Source organism: Psychrobacter sp. 1Y11 (assembly GCF_052259045.1).
Taxonomy (GTDB): Bacteria; Pseudomonadota; Gammaproteobacteria; order Pseudomonadales; family Moraxellaceae; genus Psychrobacter.
Map to the genome: position 1 here is coordinate 115,256 of NZ_JBQQER010000004.1, position 19,000 is coordinate 134,255.

The following is a 19,000-nucleotide window of genomic DNA, read 5'->3' on the forward strand; positions in this document are numbered from 1 at the left end:
AACTTGTTATTTTTATACTGAAAAGCCTCTAAATCATTAGAGGCTTTTTTTATGGTAACTGCTTTATGAGCGTATGGTTTTAGCACTGACTATACTTGACGCTGACCCCGTGGTTGGCCGTTGGGATTCGGTTATCTGCAATCACGGCAAGGCCTGCGCGCGAAGTCTCTTTGTAGCTCTCGAGCATATCAGCGCCGGTTTGTTTCATGGTTTCAACCACTTTATCAAAAGAGACAAAGTGCTGACCATCACCGCGGCAGGCAAGGCGAGCAGCATTCACCGCCTTCACCGCCCCCATAGCGTTGCGCTCAATACAAGGCACTTGCACTAAGCCACCAATAGGATCGCAAGTTAGTCCTAGGTTGTGTTCAATACCAATCTCAGCAGCATTGAGGCATTTTGCCGGATCGCCACCTAATATCTCTGCCAAAGCCGATGCCGCCATCGCACAAGCAGAGCCCACTTCGCCTTGGCAGCCGACTTCAGCGCCTGAGATAGAAGCGTTTTGTTTGATGAGACTACCGATAGCTGTGGCATTGAGTAAAAACTTTCGCGCCCCGTCCTGGCTGTAGTTAGCCAAAAAATCACGGTAGTAATGCATTACGGCTGGGATAATACCTGCCGCGCCATTAGTCGGAGCGGTCACCACATTACCACCATTGGCATTCTCTTCGTTGACTGCTAAAGCGTATAAATCGATCCAATCCATCGCTGCTAATTTATCTGTTTTGGCGATAGGGCGGTCTTTTTCAGCGCATAGCTGTAAGTATAGCGCTTGGGCACGGCGTTTGACATCGAGACCTCCAGGCAAAATACCGCTATTTTGACAGCCTCTTGCGACGCAGTCTTGCATCGAATCCCATATAGAATCTAAGTAAGCAAGTACCTCTTCTTTATCGCGATAATGACACTCATTAGCCAATACCAACTCGCTGATACTCAAGCCGTTCTTTTGGCAGCGCTCAAGTAGCTCGGAGGCGCTATTAAACGGGTAGGGTATCTCTTCTATTGTCGGTGTCGCATGATCGTCATCAGGGTTGGTAGCGTCCTCTTCATTGATCACAAAACCGCCCCCTACTGAATAGTAGGTTTGTCGATAGCTACTATCATCAGCTAAGCGCGCACTAAGAGTCATCGCGTTAGGATGATAAGGCAGGACCGTATCGCTATACCAGTGGATATGGCTTTCCACATCGAAAGCAATCTCATGCTCGCCTGCTATATTAAGGGTTTTATCTGAAAATATAGGTAGCAGGTATTGACTGGTAAGCCGGGTGTCAATGGTGCTAGGAGCATGACCGAGTAACCCGAGCAAGATAGCGGTATCGGTCGCATGCCCTTTGCCGGTCGCAGCTAAAGAGCCGAAGAGCTCGATTTCAACACTTCTTATTGTGCTCAGTTCAGTCTGTTCGCGCAGTGAAGATAAAAACAGGTTAGCCGCTACCATCGGGCCTACCGTATGTGAGCTTGAGGGACCAATACCGATTTTAAATAAATCAAAAACACTAATCATAATGAAATACTCAACAGATGAAATAAAAAACGCCTAACTTGTTCAGTAGATAGCGCTTAAATAAAGGGTTGTTTATTAGATATTTTGATTATCAGGAATAACCAACATTCGGACACGAGTAGGATAGTCAATTAAAGGTTTTTAGCGAATAGCCGACCGTTTCGTTAGTAGCTACTTAAGAATAGCTCAGTATAGAGAGCCGTCAAATCAGCTCTTTTTTTTGCTATAAAATTCCGTTATTATGCTGAGCACTAACCGTGCTGTAACATCCTGTAATAAAAATAAAAGATATTAAATGTAAGTACAAAAAATTTAGAAAAAATCTTTATTTACCTAGTAGAACATATATAGATTGATGTGACTAACGAAAAATAGCAAGGCTTAGACTTGCGATGGTTAACTAATTATTATTAATAACGTTCCTCAAGGCAAGCCATCAGATTGCTATAGAATCATAGTGCACGACTTAGCAAGAATCACGAGTCTTCATTACTGGTAAATAATGACAGCACACGCTTCTTTTATAGAAGCCATAATAATGCAGTTGGGTCAAATAGGAAACGCGCATGATACCCCCTTCAGAACAATCGTCTCAAACCTCATCGGAACACAATGCTTTGGAGGCCGCAGGTATTGAGACTAATGCTATGACGCTACCGCACAATCCAGACTTCAATAATGGTAAATGGTTTCCCACTTGGCGTCCATTTCAAGGTGACTTGGATCGCAATCCGGTTGGCATCAATGAGTATTTACCGCCATCAAAGAGTATCTTGCTCGGTATTCAGCATACTTTTGCGATGTTTGGCGCGACAGTGTTAGCCCCTCTATTAATGGGATTTGACGCCAATTTAGCTATTTTGATGTCAGGGATCTGTACTATCATGTTTTTTGTGATTACCGGTGGCCGGATGCCAAGCTATTTGGGCTCAAGCTTCGCTTTTATCGGCCCTGTGATAGCGGTTACTGCTTATGCAGGTACCGGTTTCAATAGCGGTTTAGATGTGGCTTTAGGCGGTATTATGGCCTGTGGTCTTATTTATGCGCTAGTAGGCTTACTGGTTATGAAGACCGGCACGGGCTGGATTGAAAGCTTGATGCCGCCTATTGTCACCGGCGCTATCGTGATGATTATCGGACTGAATTTAGCGCCCGTCACCATTCAAGGTGTCTCAGCCAATCAGTTTGATGCTTGGATGGCGGCGCTCACGGTATTGCTCATTAGTGGCGTAGCGGTATTTACGCGAGGTATGCTGCGCCGCCTATTATTGCTAGTCGGCCTTATTTTGTCTTATGTGATCTATTACATCGTTACCAACGTGATGGGCTACGGGACACCTATTGATTTTACTAGTGTCTCTGCTGCCTCATGGTTTGGTCTGCCTAGTATTCATACGCCGCGCTTTGAGCTCAGCGCTATTGTCTTAATTGCACCTGTGGCTTTTATTTTAGTCGCCGAAAACTTAGGTCATTTTAAAGCGGTAGAGGGCATGACCAAGGCACGAGTCACCCCTTATATGGGCCGAGCTTTTTTTGCTGATGGCTTAGCGACGACCTTTTCAGCAGGCTTTGGCGGTACGGGAGTGACCACTTACGCTGAGAATATTGGGGTTATGGCAGTCACTAAAGTCTATAGCACGACCATCTTTGTTGTCGCCGGTGTCGTCGCGGTGCTATTAGGGTTATCACCGAAATTTGGCGCGATTATTCAGACCATTCCAGTGGCGCTATTGGGCGGTGCATCCATCGTCGTATTCGGTCTCATTGCTATCGCTGGGGCAAAAATCTGGATAGACAGTAAAGTTGATTTTAGTAAAAATAGCAATTTAATCATCGCTGCGGTTACAGTTATTATGGGCACGGGTAATTTTAGTCTGCATCTAGGCGGTTTTGATTTGGGCGGCATAGGTACTGCAACTTTAGCAGCCATCGTGCTCAATGCTTTATTTAATCGGCAAAAGGACTAATCTCTTATCTTTAAGGTTTTTTAGTTTTAAGAGTAAAAGGGTGGGGCTGATATCAGGCTTACCCTTTTTTTTGGATTAATATTTCTTGTTATAAAACCGCGCAAAAAATCGATAGCGGCGTAGAGCCCGAGGTTTGGGTTTTAGCGAGCCTAAATAGATAGCCAACATAGTCAGTAGAGCGCCGGTCCATTGCAAAGCATTAATAGGCTTATCTAGCCAAGTATAATCAATGAGCAAAGCGGCAACTGGCTCAGTCAACAACAATAGACCGGTCAAAGCCAGCGATAGTTTGGGAATAGAGTAGGCAATCAAGCCCCAAGCCAAGCACTGCATCACCGCACCATAGACCAGTATCCAGCCAACCTCTGATAAAGTGCTGGGCATAATATTACCCTTATCCAGTACTAGCATAGGTATTATCATCGCTAGCACCCCGCCAATACTGACCAGCTGCATTAGCACTAGTATAGGTGTCGGTTCTGTATCGTGGGTCTTACGAATAAATGTCATCGAGGCCGCTAGCATACCCCCTGAGACGATACCTGTGATAAAGCCCCAAGTGGCGGCAGAGTTTTGCGCAAACTCTGGACTGCCAATCATAGCAACTCCTAGCATCGCTAAGCATAGACTAATCAATTGCAAGATAGACTGGCGCTCATTGAAGTATAAAAATCCAATCGCCGCCAAAAAGAAAATTTGTAAGCTATTCAATAGCGTTGAGATGCCAGGGCCGACCGCATAGATACTCTCATGCCAAAGCGCCAAATCTAAGCCTAAAAACGCCCCTGATAATAACCCATAAAAAATAGCGCGTCTCGAGCTTGGCATGCGCTGCCCGGCTATTTTCGCTAAAACTGCAAAAACCACCCCTGAAATGGCCAACCGCCAAAATGACATGGCCCAGCCACCAATATCGACATGGGCGACAATGAGGCTACCTAAACCAAAAATAATACAACCTATCGCTAAGCCAATGGTGGCCATACGCGTAGAGTTATCGGTCATAAGGCTTCCCTCCGACTTATTTACCTGCTTATTTAGCTGACTAGTTTACAGATGGCTATGATATTGCACTTATAACAATACAAGATAAGAATATAAGCCTAAAAAAGAGCACAAGTGTATACCTTTTGGCCTAAAATCTAAATGGCATGACGATAATTTATTAGCTAGGGTTTGCTTGACGCTAGCAAGCAACAATTTTATAGCGGTCGTCCATTATAATAGTTGTAAGTTTTTACTAAGATGCGCTAGATGATGAACCGGGCGCTATATTCGCTATTTGTTGGCTTAGCAGTTTATAATAAACAGGCTTATAATGAGTTTTAAGGCTTAAAAGCAATCGAAAATAGTAATCCAACCTTTGTTAATAACTTACCGGTATATACATCGTCTATGTCACTACTTAGATCTACATCTAGAAAGCTATCTGCGCTGACAGCTCAACGCCTATCTACAGGACTATTAGTGTCGGCTAGCTTGGTGCTCGTTATGCCAACTGCGCAAGCTGCTAGCTGTAAGTTGCCTAAGAGCTATTACAAAAACGTCTCTTGCACCGCTGATAGTCGTTATTTCTTAGCAATTAAAGATTTTGGCGCACCAGTTGCCTTAATCAATAAGCAAGGTAAAAGGGTCGTTGATTTATCGCGCTATCAGCAAGTAGACGCCGATAAGCTGGCTGGCGGCTTGATCCCTGTCGAGCGCAGTAACAGAATTGGTTATCTGAATATGAAAGGGCGCGAAGTAGTGCCGCTGAGCTATGATAAGTTAGATGAATCTTCCGGCTGGGCACGAGCGGCAGCAGATGGACGTATTGTGGTAAAAAAAGACGGCAAATACGGAGTGATAGATACTGCTAACAATATCATAGTGCCGTTTTCTGCCTCTATTAGCGATATCGATAATTATAAAGGCGGCAAAGCGCGGGTGCGTAAAGGCCAAGCCATTAGCTGGCTCAATAAAAATGGTAATATTATCTCAGATCCCAGTCCTGTCAATTCTGCCAGTACTTCTGATGCTAGCCGTGATAGGCAACAAAATAATGCTAACGGCACAAACAATAGTACTGCGGCTGCTAACCGCTCCAACCCAGCGCCATTTACGACTTTGCAAGCGGATCAGCGCGATGGCAAATGGGGCTATGTAGATGAGCGTAATATTACTATGATTACCTATTCGTTTGATGCCGTGCGTCCTTTTTCTGAAGGCTTAGCAGGTGTACGTGTCGATGGTAAGTGGGGCTTCGTGAATTTAGGCGGGGAGCTAGTGATTCCTTTTCGCTTCGATGAAGAAGGCGTGGCGAGCAGCGGTAGCTATCGAGGGGCACCCTCTTTTGTCTTTAAACAAGGGAAAGCTTGGATCGGCAGTCTCCAAAATGGTAATAAGATGTGTATTGATCAAGAAGGAACCAATGTTGGCTGTGATTGATAAATAATTCCTAAAGTAAAAGTGGGCAATATTAAACAAATAAAGCGGCGCATAATCTCATTATGCGCCGCTTTATTTATTTAAAAATCTAGCAATTAGCAAGATCCCTTTACCCTAAAAGATGATTACGGATCAGATCGACCATATAGGGCTGATAATAAGCCGGAATATCGTGACCCATACCATCGATTAGATAAAACTTGGCATTAGGAATAGTCTTGGCCACTACCTTGCCTTGCGATGCTGGCAATAGCCCATCGGCGCTACCGTGCATAACGATAGTTGGTGCTTTCACCTTTTTACTAAAGCGCGCGATGGAGCCGGAAGCCAAAATAGCATTGAGTTGCTGTAGCGTACCTAGCGGATGAAAGCTACGCTGATAGCGCAACTCTGCAACTTCTCGTACCGCGCGAATATCAATATGCCCAGGCGTACCAACCGTCTTAATAAACCAAACACTATGACGCACAATATCGCGCTCAGAATGACTCTCAGGACGATTGATTAAGGTATATAACTGTCTAGGTTTCGGTGGTCGCAAAAAGGCGCGATTATTAGTGGTAAACATCAAGGCCATACGGTTGACTAAGCTTGGATAACGCGCGGCGACAATTTGGGCGATCATACCGCCCATCGAAGCGCCAATCAGATGAGTGCGACCAAGATGTAACACCTTAATCAAGCGCACGGTATCCTCGGCCATATCGGTAAGCTTATAAGCGACTTGCTCGCTTTTATTAGACAGACCGGTTTGCAAACGAAACATCATCTTCAGCTGATTAACGCGTGGTAACCCTTCAATCTGCACCTTAGAGGACAGCCCAATATCCCGATTGTCAAAACGAATCACAAAAAAACCTGCTTCAATGAGTCTTTTTATAAAGCTATTGGGCCAAAAGATCATTTGTGAGCCTAAACCCATTATCATTAGCAGCGGCGGGTTATCAGGATTGCCACCTGCTTCGACGCAAAGCTCGATACCATCACCGATATCGATCATCGCTTGATAAAGGTCTTTACTCAGATCTGAAGGTACCCAGTGATGCTCACCGAATTTTTGCCAGTCTGGAGTAGGGTATTGCGCTTGTTTTTTAGTCGCAACATTATTAGCCGCAGCAGTGTTCACAGGGTCGTGAATAGCGTTAGCATTATTTTCGTTAATGCTACTATTAACGCTGCTATCAGTACCAGGAGAGTTTGAGTTCGTCATAAAGTATCCTATTTAGAGGGTCCTAGTTACCTAGTTATCAAGGTGCTAGCTCTAAAACTCTGCCATCTCAAAATCAAGCTTGCCCACACCGCACTCAGGACAAGTCCAGTCATCAGGGACGTCTTCCCAGCGTGTACCAGGAGCGATACCTTCTTCAGGACAGCCAAGCTCTTCATCATAGATCCAGCCACAGACGATACATTCATAACGTTTCATACATAATCCTATCTATCATTGCTCATTAGGGTTTAAGACTATTAAAGCGCACGTAGTGTAGCATATATCGCCACTTAGCTCTTTTAAGTTTACACTTGTATATTGAGACAAGTATGCCTTTATTAAAGCCTTATCGCTATATTCAATAGTGAAGCAGTCGTCATTTTTAGCTTTCATCACTGTCAGAACGACAACTATGCTACTATAACGACCGATTATTATAACCTTTACCTTTTGGTTGTAATCGCTATATTTTTACCTGTTAAGGACTTTTATGAGCGCCACAAAAGCGACATCATCCGCTAAGACTGCTTCTGATGACTCTAATCTTGTCAATACTGAGCACCCGCTTTGGCAAATTATTCGTACTGTACCGGACTTTCCTAAGCCTGGCATAGATTTTTATGATATTACCCCTTTACTGCGCAGTCATATTAATGAAGTGATTGATGCATTGTTAGCGGCGCTGCCGGAGGGTCTAATGGACGAGGTGGACTGTTTAGGAGCAGTTGAGGCGCGCGGTTTTGTCTTTGCAAGTTTACTAGCAGGTAGATTGGGCAAGGGCATGATATTACTTCGTAAACCGGGTAAACTGCCACCACCGGTCGCTAATAAAGCTTATGCGCTAGAGTACGGCAAAGATACGCTTGAGATGCAAAGCAACCTGCCCCCTGAGCGCTTACTATTGGTTGATGATATCTTGGCCACTGGTGGTACTTTACGCACGGCCTATGAGCTGTGCAAATCCGCTGATCATAATGTAGTAGGGGCTTTAGTGTTATTGGACTTAGTCGACTTGCATGGCGAGTTTCCAGTGCCGGTTTATACGGTTTTAAAAGCTTAAGTCGACTTTCAAAGCAGGGGTTTAAACAAAAAAAGCGCTCTACTTTGAGCGCTTTTTGGGTTATCTGCTTTAACCGTTATTAAGGTAATACGGCGTTAGTAGCATAAGTATTTTGATTAACGCATAGCTGCCAGTGCTTGCGCCAGTTCCTCACGGGCGCTAATAAACCCATCAATGCCTTTTGGTAATAGATCTTGCGTCACTTTATCGTTCTGATAAGCGGCGCTGAACTCCTCATGGGTTAAACTGACTTTACTCATAGCGTCCTGATCCATCGACATAGTAGGGGAGAGTTGGCGGGTGACCTCGACATTCATATTGGCAAGCTCATCAATTAAGTTTGGCGCAATAGTTAATAAATCACAGCCTGCTAGAGCTAATATTTGCTCTGTTGAGCGGAAACTTGCACCCATAACCTGCGTTTGATAACCGTGCTGCTTATAATACTGGTAAATAAGCTTGACCGATTGCACGCCCATATCATCGGCGGCGGGTACGTTTTGGCGATTTTGTTGGCGCTTTTGCCAGTCTAAGATACGACCAACGAATGGCGATATCAGCGTGACGCCAGCATCGGCACAAGCAATCGCTTGATGCTGCCCAAATAGCAAGGTGAGATTGCAGTGAATATTTTGAGTCTCAAGGTAGCGAGCCGCTTCAATCCCTTGCCAAGTCGCTGCCATTTTGATCAGCACTCGGTCTGAGTCAACTCCAGCCTTTTTATAGGCTTCTATATATTCCAAAGCCTTATCGATAGTGGCCTGAGTATCGTAAGATAAGCGCGCATCCACCTCAGTCGATACCCGGCCTTCAATGAGCTCTAAAATACTACAGCCAATTTGGATCGTTAAGGCATCGATAACGGCATCGACATCACCTTGCTGACGGTTCATCGTTTCTGCTAACATCGATTGATTGTCAGGATGAATCAGCGCTTTGGTAATCAAGCTTGGGTTGGTCGTCGCATCGATAGGCTTGAGGCGTTCAATAGCGGCTAAATCGCCAGTATCAGCGACAATAGTAGTCATAGTGCGAAGCTGTTGTAATGCGCTCATTAAATATCCTTGTCATTTTAATAAGGGTGAAACCTTTGATTTATTTGTAAGCTGTCTTTAAGACTCTAACACAGATTTGCTTATCAGGTTACTGCTAGTCATAGCGATTTGAGCATTTCTTATAATAAAGCTCATGCCACTAAAAGATATATCCTCATTTACTTTATTTCAGCTATTGACAGCCATTTATGCATGGGCACTGTAAGCAGTTTTTGCTATAGTAGGGACGGTCCGTTGTTTGCCTACCTTATTTACTGACTCTTTTATGGGTAAAGAGAATAAATAGAGCTGGCAGGCATCAATAATAGCAAGCCGCCAATAATAAAAAGTAAATGACTAGATTTAGATACTAGTCTTCTTCAATATAGCAAACGTTAACCGTTTCAAAAAGGATAAAGGATATGAGTAAGCAGCCGGCAGAACAAAAAACAGATCATTCGACGCTAGCAAATACTGATGTCAGCAACGCTTCAACCGATCAACAGCTTTTGAATCAGCTGCGTCAGGACATAGATGCAGTCGATAATGAGATTCATATGCTGATCAATAGTCGGGCAAACTTAGCCCAAAAAGTGGCGGTAGTAAAAAAAGAGCACCTAGCGGCGCAAAAGTCCGATAGCAATCCTATCTTTTATCGTCCTGAGCGCGAAGCGCAAGTGCTAAAAGCGGTGATGGCGCGTAATGAAGGGCCGATCTCTGATGAAAAAATGGCACGCCTATTCCGCGAAATTATGTCGGTTTGCTTAGATTTAGAAGCGCCGCAGCGTATTGCATTTTTGGGGCCGCTTGGTACTTTCACTCATGCTGCTGCGCTAAAGCACTTTGGCAAAGCCGCTGATACTGTACCCCTTACCACGATTACGGATGTTTTTCGCGAAGTCGAAGCGGGCACGGCGATGTATGGCGTGGTGCCTGTTGAAAACTCTTCTGAAGGTGTCGTGAACCATACTTTGGATGGTTTTTTATCCTCATCGCTTAAGATTATTGGCGAGGTTGAGCTGCCTATTCATCAAAACTTCTTAGTCGCTGAACATACCAAGATCGATGGTATAAGCCGAATCTATTCACATCAGCAGTCGCTCGCACAGTGCCGTCATTGGCTCGATGTCAATTATCCTAACGTCGAGCGTGTGGCGGTCTCAAGTAATGGTGAAGCCGCGCGTAGGCTCAAGAACGAATGGCATTCAGCCGCTATCGCAGGCGATGTGGCCGTTGCTGAATATGATCTGCATAAGCTGTATTCAAACATCGAAGACAATCCAAGCAACACTACTCGCTTCTTAGTCATCGGTCACGAAGCTATCGCGCCATCCGGTCAAGACAAAACCTCTATTGTCGTCTCGGCCCACGACAAAGCCGGTGCTTTGATCGAAATTTTGAAGCCGATGTCCTATCATGGCGTCTCTATGACCAGCATTGAGACTCGTCCTGAGCGCCCGAACAAGTGGGCTTACGTATTCTTTATCGATATGGAAGGCCATATTGATAGTCCGAATGTCAGCGCCGCTATCGCTGATATACGTCCATTGGTCAAAGATGTGCGCATTTTAGGCTCTTATCCCAAAGCGGTGCTCTAAGATATAGAGTGTGGTAGTTATTATTGAAATATTTGCTTGAGTCGGCGTAGGCGGCAGCTTTAGCCCAGTACTTTTGACGAAACGACTAAAAGTTTGACGAAACAGCTAAGCAGTAGTCAAGCCATTAAAAAAGGACAAAACCATGCCATCATCCGATACCTTGCAAGCTAAAACTCTGCATCCACTAATGCCAGCCTACGATAGTATAATGGATCTTGCACCCTATCAAACGGGCAAGCCAGTTGAAGAGCTGACGCGTGAATATGGCGTCTCAGATGTAGTCAAGCTGGCAAGTAATGAGAACCCTAAAGGCTGCTCGCCGCAAGTCACTTTGGCCATAACGCAGCAGTTAGGCCAATTGGCGCGCTATCCTGATGGTAATGGTTATTATCTCAAACAGGCGCTATCTGACTTCACCAATATGAGCATCGATAGCATTACTTTGGGTAATGGCTCTAATGATTTGCTCGATATCTTAGCTCGGAGCTTCGTCGGTCAGGATGATGCTATTGTCTATAGCCAATACGGGTTTGTGGTGTATTCGATGCTTGCGAAGATGCAAGGCGCGACCGGAATTGAGGTGCCAGCACAGCGTTTTGGTCATGATCTAAAAGCCATGCGCCAAGCGGTCATAGATAATGCCAATACCAAGATGGTGTTTATTGCTAATCCCAATAATCCAACGGGTACTTTATTAGATAGCGATGAGCTACGCGAGTTTGTCGCAAGTATGCCAGCCTCGGTATTAGTGGTATTGGACGAAGCTTATATTGAATACAGTCCTGAGAGCAATAATAGGACACTGTTAGACGAGTTTAATAATGTAGTGATAGTGCGCACTTTCTCCAAAGCTTATGGCTTAGCTGGATTACGTGTAGGCTATGCACTAAGCTCGCCACTAGTGGCTGACCTGCTTAATCGTATTCGCCAACCTTTTAATGTTAGCCGTATCGCCCTAGCAGCAGCAGCAGCGGCACTGGCGGATCAAAGCTTTATCAGCGAAGTGCGCAAAACCAACGCCGGACAAATGCGCTGGTTAGAAAAGCAATTCGATGCGCTAGGGCTTGAGTTTATCAAATCACATGCTAATTTTATTATGGTGAAAATAGAAGAGGCGGCTGACATTAACCAAGCGTTATTAGAGCAAGGGGTGATTGTACGTCCCTTAAAGGGCTATGGCTTAGAGGACTGGTTACGAATCACGGTAGGCTTAGCAGAAGACAATACGCGCTTGATTGATACTTTAAAATCTATCTTAAATGAAGATTGAAGCCTTTTAATAGTATAGTAGACTAAATTTAAAAGTGTTATAGCGCTACTGGAATGGGTTTTGTGCAGCCTCTAAGGATGCAGCACGCTAGGAAAATTTATACCAGTAGCGCATTCGAATTTATGACAGTTTTATTCTCAACTGATTAGAACTTTATCTGGGCTGTGATGAATGCTCAATGCGCCCTAGCCAAGATACCAGATCAACAAGATACCAGATCAATTTGTAATATACCTATAATAAGACATCCATGAGCTATCTAAAATCCACAAATCATCTAAGCGCAGAACCATTATTTGAGCAAGTCTGCATCATAGGTCTAGGGCTAATCGGGGCCAGTCTTGCGCAAGCTATCAAAGATAATAGCCTAAGCAAACGTCTAGTCGCTGTCGATAAGCATCAGCCAAGCATCAGCGCTGCTCTTGAGCAGGGTCTGCTAGATGCTGGCGGTAACTCGCTAGCCCAAGTCGTGAGTGGCTCTGATTTGATCGTTATCGCCATCCCCGTGCAAGCGGTATCAGCGGCATTCACTGAAATTAAGGCTGCAATGCAGAGTGGTATACTTGCCCATGACTGCGTGATCAGCGATGTCTGTAGCACCAAAGCCAATATCATCGCCGCCGCTAAAGATGTATTTGATACTTCGCTAGAGGGTTTGCCTACTGGACTGGTGCCCGCGCATCCGATTGCCGGTGCTGAAGATTCAGGCTACCATGCGCGTCGCAGCGATTTATTTATTAACCATAGCGTGATTATTTGTCCACTAGCGAGCACTGATGAGGTAGCTATTATCAAGCTGCGCCAGTTATGGGAGTCGGTAGGGGCGAGTGTGATGTCGATGGAGGCTCAGCATCATGATTCGGTACTGGCGCATACCAGTCATTTACCGCATTTATTAGCCTACAATTTAGTCGATCAGCTGGCCAGTCATGATGATAATTTAAATATGTTTCGCTATGCTGCTGGCGGCTTTCGAGACTTTACTCGTATCGCGGCGAGCGACCCTAAGATGTGGCATGATATCTTCTTTGCCAATCAAGATGCGATAATCGATGCGCTCGATGAATACAGCGATTATTTAAAGAACATACGTCAGCTTATTATTGATAAAGATTCAACCGCCCTGATGGGCCTTTTGGGCCGAGCGCAAGCCGCACGGCGACATTTTGGTCATATGCTAACCAGCACCCCTTATACGGATACCTCTGCTATGTCAGCTTCATATATTATTTCTCCCAATACCAGTAATGCCGTCAATGGTACGATCACCATTCCAGGTGACAAGTCGATATCGCACCGCAGTATCATGTTCGGTAGTATCGCCGAGGGCGTTACGCGCGTGACTGGGTTTTTGGAAGGAGAAGATGCGTTAGCGACGCTACAAGCATTCAGAGATATGGGTGTGACCATCGAAGGGCCGGATAACGGCGAGCTGACCATTCATGGTGTCGGTATGCAAGGTTTAAAACCTAGCAAAACGCCTATCTATATGGGCAACTCCGGCACCAGTATGCGCCTGCTAGCTGGCATCTTAGCGGCGCAAGATTTCGATAGCGTGCTGACTGGTGATACTAGCCTCAATAAACGCCCGATGGAGCGTATTGCCGCGCCACTGCGACAGATGGGTGCGGTCATCCAAAGCACAGGCACTAGTGGTACTTCGCCGCTGAGTATTACTGGCCGCGAGAAAGCTGGTAAGCCACTACAAGGTATTGACTATCAGATGCCAGTGGCTTCTGCGCAAATTAAGTCTTGCTTGCTATTAGCCGGTCTGTGGAGCGAGGGTACCACGACGGTGACGCAGCCGGAAGTCAGCCGCGATCATACTGAGCGGATGTTATCGGCTTTTGGTTATGACGTGAGCGTCGATGGCAATCGTATCAGCGTAGAAGGCGGCGGTAAATTAATCGCTGGCGATATAGCGGTACCAGCTGATATCTCCTCAGCGGCTTTTTTTATGGTCGCGGCGGCTATCAGTCAAGGTAGCGAGCTGACTTTGAGTCAAGTGGGTATCAACCCAACGCGTACCGGTATTATCGATATCCTCAAGCTGATGAATGCAGATATTAGTCTAAGCAATGAGACTCATGTTGGCGGTGAGCCTGTCGCTGATATTACCATTCGTAGCTCAAACCTACAAGGCATTGAGATACCTGAGTACTTAGTGCCATTGGCGATTGATGAATTCCCAGTGTTATTCGTCGCTGCCAGTTGCGCGCAAGGTCGTACGGTGTTGACAGGAGCCAAAGAGTTAAGAGTGAAAGAATCTGATCGTATTGCGGTCATGGCCGATGGCTTGCAAACCTTAGGGATTGACTGCAGGGTAACCGAAGATGGACTAATTATTGAAGGCAGGGGCACACAAGGTCAAGACGATGAGGTCGATAATAGCCAAGCGGTCTTTGGTGGCGGTCATATTACCTCACATCACGATCATCGTATCGCGATGAGCTTTGCCGTTGCTAGCCTGCGTGCCTCCAAGCAGATCATTATCGAAGGCGTGGAAACGGTCAATACGAGCTTCCCAGGCTTTGCAGAGCTTGCCAATCAAATTGGTATGTCTATTGAGGTGGATAAAGGCGTAGATACTGATACCAGTAGCGACTAAGCCTTTTTATAGCGGATAAGTTAAAAACGAATTAAAAAAGCTTAATTTATAAATCATTAGCGATTAATAAGCAGCAATGGGTTGATGCCCTTATGGCATTGACGCATTGCTTTTCTATTTAAATGATAAAACCTAAGTACTAAAACTCTGTATCTCACAAAGCGCATATTCCTCCCTTTTATTTCCCTGTTAGTTAGTAGTAGCAGGAGATATATAAGATGATAAGGATGCGCTTTGCTCAAATAAGTTGTCTTGTGTTATGACTACCCAAAATGTGCTAAAAAAACCAGTCGCTGCTGTGCAAACCACAAGACGTGGTATTATCACAGCGCTGGTCGCCTTCTCGATCTGGGGCGCTTTCCCCTTATATTTTAAGCAATTAAGCGAATACAATGCGACCGAAATCATCGGGCATCGTATTATCTGGACGTTTTTATGCTTATTAGTAGTTTTAGTCGCTACTAAGCGTTGGCAATGGATTAATACACTTAAACAAAACCCCAGATGGGTGGCACTAACCTTTTTATCCGGTTTGATTATCGCGACTAATTGGCTGACGTACGTTTGGGCGGTGAATCACGATCAGATACTAGAAGCCAGTTTAGGTTACTTTATCGGGCCGCTAGTCGGTGTGGCGCTATCGATGATTCTCTTTAAAGAGCGCATGCGGCCGCTGCAATGGGTAGCGATTGGTTTTGCGCTACTGTCGGTGGTAATACAAGTGGTGATGCTTGGCAGTCTTCCTTGGATATCGTTAATATTGGCCTTTAGCTTTAGTACTTATGGCACTATTCAGCGGCAAACACCGCTAACGGCTGTCGATGCAATGTTTGTCGAGACTGCGATGCTCGTACCGATATGCGTATGGTGGTTTTGGCAGGCAGATGTCGTCAGTAGTCAGATTAGCTTTTGGTTTACCTCAAATATTTGGCTATTGATGTTGGCAGGACCAATAACCTTGATACCGCTTTTATTGTTTAATAAATCCACTAAGCTAGTCGCCTATAGTATTCTAAGCTTTATGAATTACTTAACACCGACCTTTATCTTCTTCTTAGCGGTGTTTTACTATAAAGAGCCTTTTGATCTGCATCGCTTAGCAGTGTTTGGCTTGATATGGTTAGGCCTATTATTATTCAGTATCGATTTGTGGCGACATCGCCCGAGTAAAATGCTAAAAATGGCAGTGACAAATGAGACCGCTTGATGAAATTTTTTGCTAAGCAGCAGTCTATCAAATATCAGTCTATGTTAAATTAGGGAAAATATGCTTAGTATCATGGAGGCTGTGACTTCAGCCCGGCAAATCCCTATGTAAATTTGTCATATTAAATCTTAAACAGCACTTTTTAAATATAGTTAAGTTTGAGGTATATAAGAAATCGTAATTAAGGATAACAGTATGCTCAATAGCGAAGCAGATGTCGTATTTGTCAAAGGCTTAACCGTTGAGGCGGTTATTGGCGTCTTTGACTGGGAGCGCGCAATCACTCAGCCTATTTTAATCGATATCACCTTAGAAACGGATATCAGCAAAGCAGCTCTATCAGATGATGTTAAAGATGCCTTAAGCTACAAAGAAGTCTGTGATGATGTCAGCATTTGGTGCAAGGAAATTAAAGCAAAACTGCTTGAGCATCTAGCCGCGCAAATTGCCGAGAAGCTATTAGCGAAGTATTACTGCCAAAAAGTAACTTTAAGCGTAGCTAAGCCGACAGCTATTAAAGAAGCAAACGCGGTTGGGGTACAAATTACGCGCTTGGCAAAAACTGAAGCTAAACACACAGACAATCTGACTAATGAGCAATAAAGATTTGGCGGATTTGCAGCTAGGAAGCTTGTTAAGGCTTAGTTTTACTGAGCTGCAATCGCTGTCAGTGAGTGCAGCGTTATTGGCGTTGGGTAGTAACTATCAGGCGGACTATTACTTATCGCATGTCCAAAAAAGTCTAGCTGAGCTTGGTGAGATTGAGTTATCTAACGCCGTTAAAAATCCTGATATTACCGCGACTTTACAGCAGCCGAAAGCTGATTATGTCAATCAAAGTGTCTATTTAGATTTGACACAAAGTATGACATTAGATCAGCTACAGACGTTTTGTAAAAATTTAGAGGACGAATGTGGCAGAGAGCGTGCGCAGAAGTCAATAATCTCAGGTAATCAAGGAGCGGTTACCAAGGTGAGTATGGATATCGATATTTTATTAGTAAAGACAGATTATAAACAAAATAGCCTAAGCATAAATGAAAATAAATGGATTGTTATAGCAGAGCGCTTTCCTTTTGCAGACCATGAGATGACTACTATAAATGAGCTACAAAAAAAGAGCTAGAGTAATAATCTAGCTCTTTTCAAAAAAAATTTTAATGAACTACTGCGCGGTCAAGCCGCCATCAACAACAAACTCAGAACCGGTAGAGTAGCTTGAGTCATCTGAGGCCAAAAACAGTACCATACCGCTGACTTCTTCAGCCTCTGCCACCCGTTTCATCGGAATCGTTTTGGCAAAAGCCTCTACTGCATCTTTAGTGTCGCCTTGGGTAATCATAGGGGTGGCAATAACGCCAGGATGGATGGAATTGACACGAATACCATGCGGCGCACATTCGAGAGCCGCGGCTTTGGTCATACCGCGTACCGCAAACTTAGAGTCGGTATAGCCAATAGCGCCGCCCACTAAGCCGTTAATCGATGAGATATTGATAATCGAACCTTGCTTGGCTGCTGTCATAGTAGGAATAACCGCTTTCATCCCTAAAAATACTGACACTTGATTGATTTCAAGTATCTTGCGGTAGTCCTCTATTGAAGTGTCCAGAATTGACTTGTGGGTGGTGATACCAGCGTTGTTAACTAAAACATCAATTTGCCCAAACTTATCTTTAGTTTGTTGAACAAGGTGTGCCCAGTCTTCTTCTTTTGTGACATCCTGTTTGACGAATAAAGCGTTATCGCCAAGCTCTTTTGCCAAAGCTTCGCCTTTTTCACTACTGATATCAGTCAAAACCACCTTCGCGCCCTCATTAATACAAAGCCTGGCATGCGTCTCACCCATGCCTTGAGCTGCTCCAGTGATGATGATCACTTTATCTTGTAAGCGTGCCATAATGCCTCCTAATCGTTATAGTTATAATTAATATTGTTTTCAGTAAAAGAGTAAAGCTTGTGATTGACCAACTACTATAGGCTATTATGGGCTAGCTTTCAGTAATGAAGCTTAAAGACTTGTAGTTTAGGAGTACAAAACTATGCATTGCCCGTACTGATAAGCTAATATTATGCGAGTTTATTAAGTTTTTGAAGAGGGACTCTGTGAACAACGCTTATCATACATACCATGAAATACTAGAGTTTTGTTTTGATGAGGTAGGCAGTCAACAGTTTTTTGAAAAAGATTTAAGTTTCGATAAATTGCTACAGAAGCGCTTTGGCGGCATACTTGCGCAAGCCTCGGTAGCTGAATTTCATAATTGGCGCAGCAGTCCAAATGGCCGTTTAGCCGAGATTATCGTATTAGACCAGTTTTCACGAAATATCTACCGCGATACAGCAGCAGCTTTTGCGCAAGATGGCATGGCATTAGTGTTAGCGCAAGAGGCGGTAGCGGCTAATGATTTGCAGCATCTACAAACGGTAGAGGAGCGTAAATTCTTATTGATGCCTTATATGCATAGCGAGTCTAAGGTTATCCATGAACAAGCGATACCGTTATTTGAAAAGTATACGAATTCAGAGACAGTACACGCTGAAATCAAACATAAAGTGATTATAGATCGTTTTGGTCGCTATCCACACCGTAATGACATTTTAGAGCGAACGTCTAGCGCTGAAGAAATAGAGTTTTTAACGCAACCGAATTCATCATTTTAAAGGTTCAAATAGAGGTAGTATTCTAAAAAGGAGTGATCCCTTATGTATGATATAAAAATACGAAGAGCTTATAGCGAAAAAGGTAGGGACGACGGCTATCGTATACTAGTCGATCGTTTATGGCCTAGGGGTATCAAAAAAGAAGAGTTAAGCTTTAGTTGGTGGCCAAAGGAGCTAGCCCCATCTGAAGATTTGCGAGAGTGGTTCGATCATGATGCGAATAAGTTTAACGATTTCAAAAAAGCTTATAAAAAAGAATTGGCAGAGAATGAGCTTAAAAATGAGCTAATGGATAAAGTAAAAACACAGCTGAAAAAACACAATGTCACTTTAGTCTATGGCGCAAAGGACGAAGAGCATAATCAAGCAGTGGTACTAAAAGAGTGGCTTGATAATGAATTAAAAAAGTAAAGTATTGATGTCTACTTATCAATATTTAATA

General features: G+C 44.2%; 17 protein-coding genes. 11 read left to right on the top strand and 6 right to left on the bottom strand.

The features are described 5' to 3' along the window. Positions 1-79: 79 nt before the first annotated feature. The gene (locus tag ACTXGJ_RS05005; RefSeq protein WP_439243253.1) at positions 80-1,513 is read right to left on the bottom strand and encodes an L-serine ammonia-lyase; all 1,434 of its coding nucleotides are present in this window, start codon (positions 1,511-1,513) and stop codon (positions 80-82) included. A gap of 566 nt (positions 1,514-2,079) precedes the next feature. On the opposite strand from ACTXGJ_RS05005, the gene ACTXGJ_RS05010 reads away from it, so the two are divergent. After that, entirely contained in the window at positions 2,080-3,480 is a 1,401-nt protein-coding gene (locus ACTXGJ_RS05010) for a solute carrier family 23 protein (RefSeq protein ID WP_443565298.1), read from the top strand. Positions 3,481-3,555: 75 nt separating this feature from the next. Here ACTXGJ_RS05010 and ACTXGJ_RS05015 read toward each other — a convergent pair whose 3' ends face one another. Further along, the gene (locus ACTXGJ_RS05015; RefSeq protein WP_439243249.1) at positions 3,556-4,485 is read right to left on the bottom strand and encodes a DMT family transporter; all 930 of its coding nucleotides are present in this window, start codon (positions 4,483-4,485) and stop codon (positions 3,556-3,558) included. 486 nt (positions 4,486-4,971) lie between these two features. Between ACTXGJ_RS05015 and ACTXGJ_RS05020 the strand changes: the two genes are divergently transcribed. Next, positions 4,972-5,907: a WG repeat-containing protein gene (locus ACTXGJ_RS05020; protein WP_439243247.1), complete on the top strand. Its 936-nt coding sequence runs from the start codon at positions 4,972-4,974 to the stop codon at positions 5,905-5,907. 109 nt (positions 5,908-6,016) lie between these two features. Here the strand turns inward: ACTXGJ_RS05020 and ACTXGJ_RS05025 are convergent, their stop codons facing one another. Both ACTXGJ_RS05025 and ACTXGJ_RS05030 read right to left on the bottom strand, forming a co-directional pair. Beyond that, entirely contained in the window at positions 6,017-6,907 is an 891-nt protein-coding gene (locus tag ACTXGJ_RS05025; protein ID WP_439243453.1) for an alpha/beta fold hydrolase, read from the bottom strand. A gap of 261 nt (positions 6,908-7,168) precedes the next feature. Further along, positions 7,169-7,333, bottom strand: a complete 165-nt coding sequence (locus ACTXGJ_RS05030; RefSeq protein ID WP_439243245.1) for a rubredoxin — start codon at positions 7,331-7,333, stop codon at positions 7,169-7,171. A 274-nt stretch (positions 7,334-7,607) separates the two neighbouring features. On the opposite strand from ACTXGJ_RS05030, the gene ACTXGJ_RS05035 reads away from it, so the two are divergent. Then, complete coding sequence (locus tag ACTXGJ_RS05035; RefSeq protein WP_439243243.1) at positions 7,608-8,177, top strand: adenine phosphoribosyltransferase; 570 nt, start codon at positions 7,608-7,610, stop codon at positions 8,175-8,177. A 116-nt stretch (positions 8,178-8,293) separates the two neighbouring features. On the opposite strand, the gene ACTXGJ_RS05040 is transcribed toward ACTXGJ_RS05035, so the two are convergent. After that, entirely contained in the window at positions 8,294-9,232 is a 939-nt protein-coding gene (locus ACTXGJ_RS05040; RefSeq protein ID WP_439243241.1) for a transaldolase, read from the bottom strand. Between the two features lie 401 nt (positions 9,233-9,633). Here ACTXGJ_RS05040 and pheA point away from each other — a divergent pair, with 401 nt between their 5' ends. The 6 genes from pheA to ACTXGJ_RS05070 all read left to right on the top strand — a co-directional run bounded on the left by pheA (position 9,634) and on the right by ACTXGJ_RS05070 (position 17,020). Then, positions 9,634-10,809, top strand: a complete 1,176-nt coding sequence (pheA, locus tag ACTXGJ_RS05045; RefSeq protein ID WP_439243239.1) for a prephenate dehydratase — start codon at positions 9,634-9,636, stop codon at positions 10,807-10,809. Positions 10,810-10,951: 142 nt separating this feature from the next. Next, positions 10,952-12,079 carry a histidinol-phosphate transaminase gene (hisC, locus tag ACTXGJ_RS05050; RefSeq protein ID WP_439243238.1) on the top strand — a complete coding sequence of 376 codons (1,128 nt, stop codon included), beginning with the start codon at positions 10,952-10,954 and terminating at the stop codon, positions 12,077-12,079. 250 nt (positions 12,080-12,329) lie between these two features. Continuing rightward, the gene (locus ACTXGJ_RS05055; RefSeq protein WP_439243236.1) at positions 12,330-14,687 is read left to right on the top strand and encodes a bifunctional prephenate dehydrogenase/3-phosphoshikimate 1-carboxyvinyltransferase; all 2,358 of its coding nucleotides are present in this window, start codon (positions 12,330-12,332) and stop codon (positions 14,685-14,687) included. Between the two features lie 259 nt (positions 14,688-14,946). Further along, complete coding sequence (gene rarD, locus ACTXGJ_RS05060; RefSeq protein ID WP_439243234.1) at positions 14,947-15,894, top strand: EamA family transporter RarD; 948 nt, start codon at positions 14,947-14,949, stop codon at positions 15,892-15,894. Between the two features lie 195 nt (positions 15,895-16,089). Further along, the gene (gene folB / locus ACTXGJ_RS05065; RefSeq protein ID WP_439243232.1) at positions 16,090-16,497 is read left to right on the top strand and encodes a dihydroneopterin aldolase; all 408 of its coding nucleotides are present in this window, start codon (positions 16,090-16,092) and stop codon (positions 16,495-16,497) included. After that, the gene (locus tag ACTXGJ_RS05070; protein ID WP_439243230.1) at positions 16,487-17,020 is read left to right on the top strand and encodes a 2-amino-4-hydroxy-6-hydroxymethyldihydropteridine diphosphokinase; all 534 of its coding nucleotides are present in this window, start codon (positions 16,487-16,489) and stop codon (positions 17,018-17,020) included. Before folB ends, ACTXGJ_RS05070 begins: the two co-directional genes overlap by 11 nt. 39 nt (positions 17,021-17,059) lie before the next feature. Here the strand turns inward: ACTXGJ_RS05070 and ACTXGJ_RS05075 are convergent, their stop codons facing one another. Beyond that, positions 17,060-17,794, bottom strand: a complete 735-nt coding sequence (locus tag ACTXGJ_RS05075) for a glucose 1-dehydrogenase (RefSeq protein ID WP_439243228.1) — start codon at positions 17,792-17,794, stop codon at positions 17,060-17,062. 206 nt (positions 17,795-18,000) lie between these two features. On the opposite strand from ACTXGJ_RS05075, the gene ACTXGJ_RS05080 reads away from it, so the two are divergent. After that, complete coding sequence (locus ACTXGJ_RS05080; protein WP_439243226.1) at positions 18,001-18,558, top strand: DUF924 family protein; 558 nt, start codon at positions 18,001-18,003, stop codon at positions 18,556-18,558. Positions 18,559-18,600: 42 nt separating this feature from the next. Beyond that, positions 18,601-18,969, top strand: a complete 369-nt coding sequence (locus ACTXGJ_RS05085) for a DUF488 domain-containing protein (protein WP_439243224.1) — start codon at positions 18,601-18,603, stop codon at positions 18,967-18,969. Positions 18,970-19,000 lie beyond the last annotated feature (31 nt).